This is a genomic window from Noviherbaspirillum sp. (assembly GCF_036846085.1).
Taxonomy (GTDB): Bacteria; Pseudomonadota; Gammaproteobacteria; order Burkholderiales; family Burkholderiaceae_D; genus Noviherbaspirillum.
The window spans coordinates 1-12,973 of record NZ_DAIUCO010000145.1 but is presented as its reverse complement, the minus strand read 5'-3'; the positions used below and the strand labels follow the sequence as shown (position 1 = coordinate 12,973).

At 59.6% G+C, this 12,973-nt stretch carries 11 protein-coding genes; 8 read left to right on the top strand and 3 right to left on the bottom strand.

Annotation, left to right across the window (positions count from 1 at the left end):
- The 5 genes from V7080_RS16410 to V7080_RS16390 all read left to right on the top strand — a co-directional run.
- Positions 1-421, top strand: a 421-nt coding sequence (locus V7080_RS16410) for a hypothetical protein (protein ID WP_334189469.1), incomplete at its 5' end; no start/stop codon positions are given.
- A 69-nt stretch (positions 422-490) separates the two neighbouring features.
- Positions 491-1,060 (top strand): nucleotidyltransferase family protein, encoded by a 570-nt coding sequence (locus tag V7080_RS16405; RefSeq protein ID WP_334189468.1) that lies wholly within the window; start codon positions 491-493, stop codon positions 1,058-1,060.
- A gap of 88 nt (positions 1,061-1,148) precedes the next feature.
- Positions 1,149-1,592 carry an SRPBCC domain-containing protein gene (locus tag V7080_RS16400; protein WP_334189467.1) on the top strand — a complete coding sequence of 148 codons (444 nt, stop codon included), beginning with the start codon at positions 1,149-1,151 and terminating at the stop codon, positions 1,590-1,592.
- Positions 1,593-1,930: 338 nt separating this feature from the next.
- Positions 1,931-2,749 (top strand): sulfite exporter TauE/SafE family protein, encoded by an 819-nt coding sequence (locus V7080_RS16395; protein ID WP_334189466.1) that lies wholly within the window; start codon positions 1,931-1,933, stop codon positions 2,747-2,749.
- Between the two features lie 147 nt (positions 2,750-2,896).
- Entirely contained in the window at positions 2,897-3,211 is a 315-nt protein-coding gene (locus tag V7080_RS16390; RefSeq protein ID WP_334189465.1) for a hypothetical protein, read from the top strand.
- A 171-nt stretch (positions 3,212-3,382) separates the two neighbouring features.
- Here V7080_RS16390 and V7080_RS16385 read toward each other — a convergent pair whose 3' ends face one another.
- The 3 genes from V7080_RS16385 to V7080_RS16375 all read right to left on the bottom strand — a co-directional run bounded on the left by V7080_RS16385 (position 3,383) and on the right by V7080_RS16375 (position 10,510).
- On the bottom strand, positions 3,383-5,833 hold the full coding sequence (locus V7080_RS16385; protein WP_334189464.1) for a glycogen/starch/alpha-glucan phosphorylase: 2,451 nt from the start codon (positions 5,831-5,833) through the stop codon (positions 3,383-3,385).
- Positions 5,834-5,938: 105 nt separating this feature from the next.
- Complete coding sequence (glgA, locus tag V7080_RS16380) at positions 5,939-7,399, bottom strand: glycogen synthase GlgA (protein WP_334189463.1); 1,461 nt, start codon at positions 7,397-7,399, stop codon at positions 5,939-5,941.
- Positions 7,400-7,621: 222 nt separating this feature from the next.
- The gene (locus V7080_RS16375) at positions 7,622-10,510 is read right to left on the bottom strand and encodes an insulinase family protein (RefSeq protein WP_334189462.1); all 2,889 of its coding nucleotides are present in this window, start codon (positions 10,508-10,510) and stop codon (positions 7,622-7,624) included.
- 367 nt (positions 10,511-10,877) lie between these two features.
- On the opposite strand from V7080_RS16375, the gene V7080_RS16370 reads away from it, so the two are divergent.
- From V7080_RS16370 to V7080_RS16360, 3 genes are all read left to right on the top strand, one after another.
- Positions 10,878-11,606: a hypothetical protein gene (locus V7080_RS16370; RefSeq protein WP_334189461.1), complete on the top strand. Its 729-nt coding sequence runs from the start codon at positions 10,878-10,880 to the stop codon at positions 11,604-11,606.
- Positions 11,607-11,755: 149 nt separating this feature from the next.
- Positions 11,756-12,625: a DUF4142 domain-containing protein gene (locus V7080_RS16365; protein WP_334189460.1), complete on the top strand. Its 870-nt coding sequence runs from the start codon at positions 11,756-11,758 to the stop codon at positions 12,623-12,625.
- Between the two features lie 40 nt (positions 12,626-12,665).
- A partial coding sequence (locus V7080_RS16360) for a hypothetical protein (RefSeq protein WP_334189459.1) occupies positions 12,666-12,973 on the top strand: 308 nt, incomplete at its 3' end.

Below are 12,973 nucleotides of genomic sequence, written 5' to 3'. Positions count from 1 at the left end.
GCCGATCAAATCGACGTCAATCCAAAAAAACAGTGGCTTGTTCAGCTTAGCCTTAGGTTTCAAAATGAGAATCAATAAAGGAGTGATAGCCCCGATTTCAAGCTTTGTCGCCAGCATTGGTCTTGCGTTGTCCGTGTACTATTCACTGGCGAGTAAATCCGGAGTGACAATTGCGACGGTGATCTTGATGGCAGGCTTGGCCGTGGGCGTTGTTCACGGCTGGTTTTTCGATCTATATCTTGCACGCCGCATTGGAATTGCAGCGTTCCTTGCTCTCTGCTTGCTTTGGACACCTATCGTGATTGGCACATATGGATTTGCACTGATGGCTCTACCTATCCTTGCCATATATGCCTTCGTTGTGTTTGCCGGAGCGCAGTTTGGAGCCAGGAACCGCTTGTGGGGAGAATCAGATGCCTGACCTGGCGCAACCCACCATGCCAATGAACTCAGGCGGTTGCGCCCCTGGTTATCAAAGCCATTGAAGTTCATGGCGTTACCATCTACAACGAAAGCCGAAATGCTAATCCGTGCCGATATGTGGCGTATGGATTGCCTTGATGTAGTAAAAAATGCTGGATTACCCGATTGGATGATTGTTGCCGGATTCGTGCGCAACTTGATTTGGGACCACCTTCATGATCGAGACGTATATACGCCTTTAAACGATGTTGATGTGGCTTACTTTGACCCTATAGACTTATCTGCAGACACTGAGCAGCGTATCGAATCGCATCTTCGGTCTTTCAGGCCTGCCATCCGTTGGCAGGTACGTAATCAGGCACGGATGCACTTGCGAAATGGACACCCGCCATATCAGAGCTCTGCTGACGCGATAAGCTACTACCCAGAGCTGCCCACGTGTATTGGCGTACGGTTGGCTGGGAATAATGCTGTTGAAATCATCGCTCCGCATGGGATGGAGCATTGCTGGGCCCATACGATAAGGCCAAATCCAAAGACAGGTTATCCGAACTCGGTCGTCCGAGAAAGAGCTAAGAATAAACGGTGGCTGGACATCTGGCCTGCATTACAAATCGAAGAAGAAAATGCTGTTTAACTTGTTCATGGACAGAGACGCCGTAAAACAGTGCCCGTCATTGCTGCATTAAACGTCGCTCAAACCGCCCCAGCACGACATACGGACTATGGATAAAGACAGAATCCTACGCACCGAGAGAACATTGCCGTTTTCTCCTCAAGCCATTTACGACGCCTTCGCCTCAGCAGCTGTTCTGGCCTCCTGGTGGGGACCAGCCGGATTCACCAACTCTTTCAAGGTATTTGAGTTCAAGGTCGGTGGACAATGGGTTTTCACAATGCATGGGCCAGACGGGAAGAGCTATGCCAACAAGAGCTACTTCTCTGTGCTTGATCGTGCTCAGCGCATCGTCATTCGGCATGACTGCCCGCCCTATTTCACGCTCACCATTCAATTCTCCGCTGTTGATAATGGGACGCGCCTGACATGGGAGCAAGCATTTGACGACATTGCGACTGCTCAAGCTGTCAAAGCCCGAGTCGGCTCTGCGAACGAGGAAAATCTCGATCGGCTGACTCAAGCGCTCAGCCGCATCGCCGATGTGATTTAACCGTCGGTTCGCATAGCCCTGACGAACAAAACGCTTGAGACCGTCGGTCTATCCGGTGATGCGACACGCGTTACCGGTATCCCGCTCGGCCGCGATGGCGATACGCTCCATAGACAGGCCACCCACATTGCGCTCGCGGGTCCCGTCCAGTCGCCAATGATTCGCCTATCAAACGCCCGGATGTACCGTTCATTGCTGTAGCACTTTATACACGCTACGACCAAAGTCGTATTCACCCCGTCGATATTGCCACTTAACATCCGCTCCATCTTGGCGGTTGAGAACCATGCACTCCTGTGCAATCGGCACGAACAATAGTGACTTGAAGGTAATGTGAAATGGAATTCAACTTTGCTCTTCCTCCCGAACTCAGTCTGGCTTCGACGGTTCTTCTTGCGCTGATCCTCGCGGCTTCGGGGGTGATGAGCGGCCTTTCCGGTTTTGGATTCTCCGCCATAGGCGCGATTTCCCTATCACTGCTTTCTCCGATGCTCGCCATTCCGCTTTTGATGGCCCTCTCCACGGCCAACCAGTTGCTCTCCATTGGACAGCTGCGCGCAGATATGAAACCGCTCAGGCAGGCGGGCCCAAACAGCCCTGTTCCCTACTTGATCGGTGGTGTGATCGGTGTTCCAGTCGGACTCTGGCTGTTGGCGATCTTGCCGGTTCCGACACTCATGACAGGATTTGGTGGATTCTTGATGGCGTATGCCGCGTATTCGATAGCGAAGCCCAATAGCGCGTGGCTGAAGGTAACACCCAATACGCGATCGTCGCTTGTTGTCGGCGGAGTCGGCGGCGTGTTGGGCGGCTTCACCGCGTTTCCTGGAGCACCGGTGGTGATGTGGGCCGGGCTCGCGCAGTTGTCGAAGGAGGAAATACGGTCAATCGTGCAACCATATATCCTGACCATGCAGATTTTTTCGTTGCTGCTGCTCGCAGTATTCCATCCGGCGAGCTTCAGCGCAGAGTTCTGGAGTTTGCTGCTTCTTCTCTTGCCAGTTGTACTGCCGTGTACCCTGCTGGGAATCACTATCTACAAAAAGCTTAGTGCGGTAAATTTCAGGCGCATTGCATTTTTCATGTTAGGCTCCTCCGGGCTGGGGATCTTCGTTAAAGGAGTCCATGCGGTGAAAACGCTTGTACCTGCGATCTGAAGGTTGCGCGTACATGTCCCGCTTCCGGCTTTGGGTACTAGTTAACCGCGCCACCACTCACCGAGGTCGGGCATGAACACGTATTTCCTTGCTGCTGGCGTTCTCACCTTTGTCATAGGCCTTGTGCACTCTGTATTGGGTGAAATGATGATTTTTCGCCTAATGCGCCTTCAAGGCATCATCCCGACAAACGGCGGGAACGTGCTGCGCGAACCGCATGTGCGCATCCTTTGGGCAAGCTGGCACGTCGTCACGGCACTTGGATGGTGCGTCGCAATCACGCTTCTCTGGTTGGCACTTCCGTCGACAGCACAAATTTCGCAATCAACACTCAGCAAGGCGATTGCATGCGCACTGCTGGTCAGTTCCTTGCTCGTCCTCGTTGGAACGAAAGGCAAGCACCCCGGTTGGATGGGGTTGCTGGCAGCCGCCGCACTGACGGCCGTCGGCGTTTATCAATAGGGTTACCACGGTGCTGACAATGTCCACGCTTTTCCATAACAGGAAGAGCCTTCGCGGTTGTTAACGCAATCTGCATACGCCAACCGCGATTCACCGATGTTCTTGAACAGAGCGTTTCATTACGTCAGAACATTCGTATGAATCGCAGTCGTCAGCAATCCTTTCGCGCAGTCACCCCATGACCACCGGCTCACTCCGCCATATCTCGCTCGCGTACTCCCCGATCACCCTGTCGGATGAGAACATGCCCATCCCTGCCACGTTGAGGATGGCTTTCCGGTGCCATTGTTCCGGCTGCCGGAAAAGCTGGTCCACCGACTCGTGCGTGGTGACATAGCTGGCATAGTCCGCGAGCAGCAAGTAATGGTCGCCGTAGTTGACCAGCGTATCGAAGACGCGGTGGAACCGGTCCGGTTGGCCGGGCGAGAAATGGCCGTCGCGGATCTGGTCCAGCACCTGCTTCAGTTCCGGGTTGGATTCATACAGCTGGCGCGGCTGGTACCCGTGCACGCGGATATCCTGCACCTGCGGGGTCGTATTGCCGAAGATGAAGATATTGTCTTCCCCGACCTGCTCCAGGATTTCGATGTTGGCGCCGTCGAGCGTGCCGATCGTCAATGCGCCATTCAGCGCGAACTTCATGTTGCCGGTGCCCGAGGCTTCGGTGCCTGCCAGCGAAATCTGTTCCGACAGGTCGGCTGCGGGAATGATGAGCTCCGCCAGGGTGACGCTGTAATTCGGGATGAACACCAGCTTGAGCTTGTCGCCGACACGCGGATCGTTATTGATGGTGACGGCGACATCGTTGATGAGCTTGATGATGGTCTTGGCCATGTGATACGCCGATGCGGCCTTGCCGGCGAAGATCACGGTACGCGGCACCCAGTCCGCATCGGGATTGGCGATGATGCGGTTGTAGCGTGTGACGACATGCAGGAGATTGAGCAACTGCCGCTTGTATTCGTGGATGCGCTTGACCTGCACGTCGAACAGCGAGTCCGGGTTGAGCGCGATGCCGAGATTGTTCTGCACCCACTGTGCAAGACGCCGCTTGTTGTTGCGCTTCGCATCTCGGCACGCATTGACGAACCCGTGGTCCTCGGCGAGCGGGCGGACTTCGGCCAGCCGGTCCAGGTCACGGCGCCACTCCGGCCCGATGCGCTGATCGATCAGCGCCGAAAGCGACGGGTTGGCCTGCGCCAGCCAGCGGCGCGGCGTGATGCCGTTGGTCTTGTTGGTGAAGCGCTCGGGGAACACCCTGGCGAAGTCGGCGAAGATGGATTGCTTCATCAGCTCGGAATGCAGCTTCGAAACACCGTTGACCTTGTGGCTCGTGACCACGGCGAGATAGGCCATGCGCACCCGCCGTTCGCCCTGCTCGTCGACCAGCGACAGGCGACGCATGAGGTCGATATCGGAGCCGAATTGCGCCGTGACGCTGTGCAGGAATTCGGCGTTGATATCAAAGATGATTTGCAGATGGCGCGGCAATACACGGCCAAGCATGTTCACCGGCCAGGTTTCCAGCGCTTCATGCATCAGCGTGTGGTTGGTATAGGAAAAAATCTTCTGCGCCATCGCCCAGGCGCTCTTCCAGGGGATACCGTGCTCATCCATCAGCAGGCGCAGCAACTCTGGCACGGCGAGCACCGGATGGGTGTCGTTCAGGTGAACAGCGACGCTGTCGGCGAAGTGCGCGAAGCCGTCGTGGGTGGCGAGGTGCCGGTGGATCATGTCCTGCATGCTGGCGGATACGAAGAAATATTCTTGGCGCAGGCGCAGCTCGCGCCCGGACTGGGTGGAGTCGTCCGGATACAGCACGCGGGAGACGTTTTCCGAATGGTTCTTGTGCTCGACCGCGCCGAAATAATTGCCCTGGTTGAAGGCGGACAGGTCGATTTCACTGGTGGCCTTGGCCGACCACAGGCGCAGGGTGTTGGTTGTTCCGGTCGCATATCCCGGGATGATCGTGTCGTAGGCCATCGCGAGGACGTCCTCGGTGCCGACCCAGCGCGCCTGGTCGCCGTGCTGCTCGGTGTAGCCGCCGAAGCGGACACGATACTGCACTTCGGGACGCGGGAATTCCCACGGATTGCCGCCGGTGAGCCAGTAGTCCGGCGTTTCCACCTGGTTGCCGTCAACGATCTGCTGCCTGAACATGCCGTAGTCGTAGCGGATGCCGTAGCCCATTCCGGCGATGCCCAGCGTCGCCATCGAATCGAGGAAACATGCCGCCAGCCGGCCCAGGCCGCCATTGCCCAGTGCCGCGTCCGGCTCAAAATTCGCAATGTTCTCGAAATCGACGCCGAGTGCGGAGAGCGCCGCCTTTACCTCATCATAGATGCCCAGCGCCAGGACGGCGTTGCTGCATGCCCGGCCGATGAGAAATTCCATCGACAGATAGTAGACGCGTTTTCTCGCCTGCTCATGCTGCGCCGCGCGCGTCTTCATCCAGCGTTCGATCATCAGATCGCGCACCGCCAGTTCGGTGGCCTGCAGCCATTCGCGCGGGGTGGCGAACGACGCATCCTTGCCGATGGAGTATGTCAGTTTGCTGACGATGGCGTCCTTGAGGCTTGCCACGGCGTGATCTTGTCGATCAAGGCTGATTGGTTGGTTCATATGCTTTCAATTCCGTAAATCCGGCAGTCGGCGACAGCCGCTGCGGCGGGTTCCTTCGATCACTGCTGCTGCATTATGCATTTCGATCCGGCAGCGCGCGCCATCTCAGCGCGGCGCGACTTGCCGGTACAGCTCCTGCATCTGGCCGGCGGCGAGATCCCAGCTGAACTGTTGCGCCATTGCGCACTGTTGTATGCGTAACCATTCGTCACGGCGGGCATACAAGGCACATGCGCGATGCACGGCGGCGACAAACGCTTCATTCTCGAACCGGTCGAAGACGAACCCGGTCGCCTTTCCCTGTGCCATGTTTTCGGCCGTGCAGTCCACCACCGAATCGGCAAGCCCGCCGACGCGGCGCACCAGCGGCAGCGTGCCGTAGCGGAGTCCATAGAGCTGCGTGAGGCCGCAGGGTTCGAAGCGGGACGGTACCAGAATCACGTCGCTCCCGGCGATGATGCGATGCGACTTTTTTTCATCGTAGCCGATATGGACGGACACCGATGACGGATGCGCCGCCGCCGCTTCCCTGAATGCCGCTTCCAGCGCTGGATCGCCGCTGCCGAGCAACACCAGCTGGCCGCCGCGGCTGAGTATGCCGCGCAGGCCCGCCTGCACGAGGTTCAATCCCTTTTGATCCGTCAGCCGGCTGACGACGCCAAACAGCGGCGCATTCTCCTGGACGGCCAATCCGGCTTCCTGCTGCAATGCGCGCTTGCAGGCGCGTTTGCCTTCGAGCGATTCGCGATCATAGTGGGACGCGATGTCGGGATCGGCCGCCGGGTTCCACACGTCGAGGTCGACCCCGTTCAGGATGCCGCGCAGATCGTGGGCACGACCGCGCAGCAGGCCGTCCAGGCCGCAGCCCTGCTCCGGCTCCTGGATTTCGCGCGCATAGGTCGGACTGACGGTAGTGATCTTGTCGGAATAGAACAGGCCCGCTTTCAGGAACGACAGATTGCCGTAGAACTCGACGCCGTACATATTGAAAAATTCCCACGGCAGTTCCAGTTCGCCGAAGACATGGCTCGGGAAAACGCCCTGGTAGGCAAGGTTGTGCACCGTGAATACGCTGCCGGCCACCTTGCGGCCGTTGCGCATTTCCGCCGCCTTCAGGTAGGCGGGCGCAAGGCCTGCATGCCAGTCGTGGCCGTGGATGATGTCGGCGTTCCATGACGGATCACGTCCCAGCGCAAGCTCGGCCGCCATCCACCCCAGCAGCCCGAACCGGCGGTGGTTGTCGGAATAGTCATGGTTATCCGGGCCGTAGTAGGGATTGCCGGGACGATCGTACAGGCCGGGCGCATCGATCACATAGGCAGGAAGGCCGCTGTCGGCAAGGGTGCCGGCGAGAAGCCGCAACGCACTCGCACCAAATCGGGGCGGCAGTTCGGCGATCAGGTGCAAATTCGCCACGCCATTCATCATTGCAGGAAATCCGGGGACCAGGAGGCGGGCATCGCAGCCAGCGCGGACCAGGGCCGGCGGTAGTGCGCCGGCCACATCGGCCAGGCCGCCGGTTTTCAGCAGCGGATAGATTTCTGAACAGACGTGCAGGACGCGCATTGTTACTCCAGATAGTTGTCGGCAGCGCGGGAAACAGGAAGATTCGATGGGGTCTGCCCATCATGATTGCAGCAAGGGCTGCATCGGATGCGTTTTCACCATCAGGCGCATGCGTGACCGGGTTTTGACCGATCTTCCGCAGGAGTAGTTCCTGCAGTCAATTTGACCACAGGAACTACATGGATCGATTGCTTTTGCGCAAGCGCCGGGCCGAAGCGCCTGTCAGCTTGCCAATGCCATCAGGTCGTTCACCTCAAGCCCTGCAAGGTCCTGGCTGGCGTTGCCGACGAAGGCCGCGCGACTGTGGGCCTTGTCCTGCAGCCATGCCGCGGCGGCGGCCTTGATCCGCTCCGCATTACATTGCAGGACGCCTTGCCGGTAACGGCGCCGCATGTCCTCGGTGATGCCCTGCCGCTGCTGGTTCAGCGACCAGACTACTTCCGCATACGGGGTGCGCGGCTTGTCGAGGTCCTGGATGACGCAGATGATCGCTTCCTCGATGTTTTCCTGCTTCAGTTCCGCGTCCGCAACCCATTTGATTGCCCGTGCAAAATCCTCGTAGGTCGCGGCAAGGCGCGGATCGCGATAGGACATCATCACGAATGCGCCGATCGACGGGTTGTAGCCGGCCTGTCCGCCGTAGGCGCCGCCCTCCTCCCGCAACGCCTGGTGCAATACCAGGTTGGTCAGTATCTCGCCGAGCACGGCGAGCGCGGGCGCATCCGGATGCCCGACACCGGGCACCTGCCATGCGGCGAAACAGTGATTGACCTGTGCCGGCGCATGCAATGCCGCTTTGGCAAGCGACTGTGACGGCGCCGTCCGGACCTGTTCGGGTTCCGCCTGCGCCGCTTGTGAAGACCGGGTGATCGGTGCAGGCAGGTCAAGCAGCGACGCCAGTTCTTCACCGTCCTTGTCGATGCCGGCGGCAACGATCAAGGGCTTGCGGCCAACAATGCGCTTGTGCAGTTCTTCCAGCCGGCCGGCGATTTCCTTCAGGCCTTCCGGAGTCTGCGACTTCTGGTGCAGGTTGCCGTAAAACGGCAGCGCGCTTGCGCCCTTGATCTGCTCGTCGAAATGCCGCAGCGGCGATACCGGCGCGGTGGCAGCCAACCTGGCGTAGCTGTCGCCTTCCTCCGCCAGTCCGTTGCGCATGTCCTGCACCATGCTGTCGATCAGGAATGCGAGCCGCTCATGTTCGTCGAAGCGCGCACCGCGGATCGACTGCGACAGTACGTCGGCGATCGCCGCCTTCTCCTCGCTCAGTCCCTTCGCATAGAAATCGACATCGATGCGCAAGTCGCCGCCGGTATCCGCCCCCGGCTGCACCTGCATGGCCTGGAGGTTGACATCGAAGAACGGCACCTGGTCATGGCGCCACGCATCGGCGTCTTCATACGACTTGTCGCCCATGCCGAGCTCGGACAGCACATCGACATACAGTTGCAGCCATGGCCAGTCGGCCTGCGGCATATCGGACACGTCGTACATTACCCGTGCATAGGCAATGCCGTTGGAAGGTATCGACACGGTGATCCGGCCGTCGTCCGCCGTCGGCAGCGGCAATGCCGGGCGCGGCAGCGGGCTGACATCCTGGGGACGAATGCGCGGCAGCACGTCGTTGTTGACCGGCTGACGCTGGCGCTCGAGCAGCGCCGCCGCTTCCGCGCGTAACCTGTTCTTTTCCGCTTCGTCCAGCGATGCCTGCAGCCGGGCGAGCCGTTCGTTCTCTACCGTCTCCCGCTTGCTGAAATATTCGGCATCAGGCACGACCGTCGTATCGAGCCGGGTGGGCGAATCGAGCAATGCCTGCACCAGCCCCTTGAAGAAGCCAGGATCGGCGATGCGCTGCTGCAGGCGGCCGAGGATTTCCTCCTGATCGAAACCGTTCATGATGTCGCCGCCGTACATCTCGTGCGGAATCGCGCGCAGCAATTGTTTCAGCGCATGCGGCATGTGGCCGCCGCTGATTTCACGCTGGCCGAAGCGGATGTCGCGCAATGTCGCCTGCAGCAGCGATTCCGGCACGCCGGTCTTGGCGGTTTTCTCCAGCGCCGACCAGATCCGCTTGCGCGCGGGGCCGACCTGGTCCTTGGTCAATCCTTCCATACCGAGATGGAACAGGATCTGGCGGATGCCGGTGTCGGCGCCGTTCAATGCGGACGGCCGCCCGAATCCCGCGGACTCCATCGCATAGGCGAGCGGCGCGGCGGAATTGCTCAGCAGTCCCGCTTCGAGCAACTGGGCGTGGTAATACGATTCCGGATCGACCGATTCGCCCATCAGCCAGGTGATCTGCACGCCATGCTCCAGGCCGGGGATGTTGACCGTGACCGCTTTCGGCGTCGTCCATGCAGGCGCAAGCTGCGGCAACAGGCGTCCGCCTGCCTGCCGGTCGGAAAGGCGGGACAGGACCCGCTCCTCGATCACCGCCTGCACCTCGCGCGCATCGATGCGGCCGGCGGTCATGAAGATGGCCTGCGATGGATGGTAATGGGTGGCGTGGAATTCCTGCAGCGCGGCGTGGGTGAGCGACGGGATGTCCAGCGGATCGCCGCCGGATTCGTATTCATAGGTCGTGCCCTGCAGCAGGGAAGCGCCGATGCCGCTGTCGAGCGCCCGCATCGGATCGGCGAACGCGCCTTTCATCTCGTTGAACACCACGCCGTGGTAAGCGAGCTTGCCGTCGTCCACCGCGAGACGCCAGCCTTCCTGCAGGAAATCGAGGTAATCCAGGCGCGGGAAAAATGCCGCGTCGAGATAGACCTCCAGCAGGTTGAAAAAGTCGGTCCTGTCCGTGCTTGCAAAGGGATACACGGTTTTATCCGAGTACGTCATCGCATTCATGAAATGCGCGGTGGACCTGCGCAGCATCGAGAAAAACGGATCGCGCACCGGATAGCGGTCGCTGCCGCACAGGGCGAGGTGTTCAAGAATATGCGCACGTCCGTCGCTCGCGTCCGGCACGGTCGGGAAGCCGACCAGGAATACCAGTTCGGGATCGTCGCTGGCAAGGTGGATGTGGCGGGCACCGGTGACGGCGTCTTCGTATTCCTGTACTTCCGCATGCATTGCCGGAATATGCCGGGTGCGTAATTTGGTAAATGTCATTAGCGAGAATTGATTACTTAAAACTATTAAATTTTTAAAGATGATAGTGTCTCATACTATATGCACGGACGTCTTTCCAGACAACCCCGAACGGCTCATGCAGGTTATCGGGCTGCGGGTTTCCTGGCAAAGCAAACCGTCCATATTGTTGAGCAGATTCGGATACGGTGGCAAAAACAAGCCGGCGGCGAACCGGTAGCGCGTTGCCGGAAAAATGCATGCAATCCGTTGTTGATCAACAATCATGTAGACGAGATGGAAACTGTCGGCTGAATGCGGTTGTCACCCTTCCATACCCACTATACCGGCACACCACGGCATACCGGCAAGGCAATCGCCGGGAGCCGCTCAAAACGAGAAAAAAAATATGGCGGCACTGACATTTTTCGCGGCATTCGCATTGGCAACGCTGCATGTGCTGGCAGCAAGGCTCCGCTTTTTAAACAGCGCCCCGCGCAGCATCTGGCTGTCGGGCGCCGGCGGCATTTCCGTCGCCTATGTGTTCCTGCATCTGCTTCCCGAACTGGCGGAACATCAGAAAGTCATCCGCGAATCCGCGGACGGCTTGCCGGGTTTTATCGAACACCATGCCTACGTGGTCGCCTTCGTCGGCCTGTCCATTTTCTACGGGCTGGAGCGTGCGGCGAAGCAATCGCGCAAGCGAGGCGGACGAACCGGGGACGATGACACGCCCGTCGCAACCATCTATTGGCTGCATATCGGCTTCTTCGCCCTCTATAACTTTCTGATTGGTTACCTGCTGAGCGATGATGGCCAGTCCGTGCGCAATTTTGCGTTTTTTTTCTTTGCCATGGCTCTGCACTTCCTGGTGAATGACTTCGGCCTGCAGGGACACTACAAGCTCAGATACGCAAGCAATGGCCGATGGCTGCTCGCGGCTGCCGTGCTCGCCGGCTGGGCGGCCGGATATTCGGTTGTCGTTCCCGAACTGGCGATCAGCGTCCTGGTGGCATTCATTGCCGGTGCAGTCGTCCTGAACGTGTTGAAGGAGGAGCTGCCGGACGACAGGCAGAGCCGGTTCAGCGCCTTTCTTCTTGGCGGCGGGATGTATGCCGCGCTGCTGCTGGCTGTTTAGGCGGACGCCCGCACGGTCCGTTCAGAACGTCGCATCTTATACGGCCGGCGATGAAATCTTTTTCATCGCGGCGGCGTCCAACAGGATCACACGCCGCCGCTTTACCGGACGCCGTACCTGCGGCAGGCGGGTAACCAAGGAGCAACGCCATGCCGCGATTTACCCTGAATCATGCCCGCGTGATCGCAACGATCGGCCTCGCGATTGTCGCGCTGTCCATGCCGCTGCAGTCCGCGGCGCAATCTCAAAGCGGCCCCGGGCCTGGGCAACGCGCGGGAAGTGACGGAGCGACAGCTTCCTCGCGCGATACGGCGGCGACCGCGCCCGAGAGCGCCGGCAATGCGACCAGCGGCGGAACGACTAACAGCCTCGGCGACCCGAAGAGCAACCGCTCCGGAATTGCCGGCCGCGGCGAACCGCAGGAAAGGATCGACATGGGCAATGCCGATCGCAAATTGATGCGGGAACTCGCACAGGCCCATCTCGCGGAAATCAAGATGTCCGGGCTGGCAACCGCGATTTCGGCAAATCCCGCGATACGCGGCTACGGCGAGAAAATGCTGGAAGAACACCTGACGGCGCTGGATGAACTCAGGAAACTCGCGGACAGGGGCGGCGTCATCCTGCCGGGCGGGGTCGACAAGGAAGCGGCGGCAGTGCTGCGGCAGCTAGCGTTGAAGGCCGGCGACGAGTTCGACCGGATGTACATGGAGCAGGCCGGATTTGTGAATCACGAGCAGTCCCATCGGGTTTTCGAGGAAGCGAGCAGTCGCGCCCAATCGCCTGTGCTGAAAGCCTACGCGGCCAGGCTCGTTCCGGTTATCGGCCAGCATCTCCAGCTGGCGCAACAGATGCGGGACAATCCGGCCGCCGCCGCCGCGGTACAGTCGTCCGTTTACGCAGGCCAGTCCACCAGCATCATCGCGCCGACCGGTTCGTCGAGCGACCAATCGAAAAACAGCAGCGGCGCGAAGGGCGCGGGAAGCATCGCCGCCGGTGCCGCGGGCAGCGGCAAATAGCGTCCGCAACTTTTCGTAGCGGATGTGCCGCCCTGCTTCCATGCAACGCCTCGTGACGCGCGGGCGGCTGGCGTACAACATGCCGCCCATCTCCTCGAAAAAGCCGTACACCAAACGCTCGCTGGTAGCGACATTGCCGCGAGACGATCTCGACCTGCTGTACCAGTGGTTCATCGAACGCCAGTACGGGCAGGCGCAGCGACTGAACCGGCCCATCTTCGGCACCCACGTCACCATCGTGCGGCACAACGAGAATGTGCCCGGCATGGCGTTGTGGGGCAAGTATGAAGGCCTCGAGGTCGACATCGAGTATGACGTGGTGCTGCGCAACCACTTCGGTTTCTGGTC

Excerpts from the sequence above, each read along its gene's own strand:
- V7080_RS16405 (WP_334189468.1), top strand. The coding sequence starts at position 491 with ATGGCGTTACCATCTACAACGAAAGCCGAAATGCTAATCCGTGCCGAT.
- V7080_RS16400 (WP_334189467.1), top strand. The coding sequence starts at position 1,149 with ATGGATAAAGACAGAATCCTACGCACCGAGAGAACATTGCCGTTTTCT.
- V7080_RS16395 (WP_334189466.1), top strand. The coding sequence starts at position 1,931 with ATGGAATTCAACTTTGCTCTTCCTCCCGAACTCAGTCTGGCTTCGACG.
- V7080_RS16390 (WP_334189465.1), top strand. The coding sequence starts at position 2,897 with ATGATTTTTCGCCTAATGCGCCTTCAAGGCATCATCCCGACAAACGGC.
- V7080_RS16385 (WP_334189464.1), bottom strand. The coding sequence starts at position 5,833 with ATGAACCAACCAATCAGCCTTGATCGACAAGATCACGCCGTGGCAAGC.
- glgA (WP_334189463.1), bottom strand. The coding sequence starts at position 7,399 with ATGCGCGTCCTGCACGTCTGTTCAGAAATCTATCCGCTGCTGAAAACC.
- V7080_RS16375 (WP_334189462.1), bottom strand. The coding sequence starts at position 10,510 with ATGACATTTACCAAATTACGCACCCGGCATATTCCGGCAATGCATGCG.
- V7080_RS16370 (WP_334189461.1), top strand. The coding sequence starts at position 10,878 with ATGGCGGCACTGACATTTTTCGCGGCATTCGCATTGGCAACGCTGCAT.
- V7080_RS16365 (WP_334189460.1), top strand. The coding sequence starts at position 11,756 with ATGCCGCGATTTACCCTGAATCATGCCCGCGTGATCGCAACGATCGGC.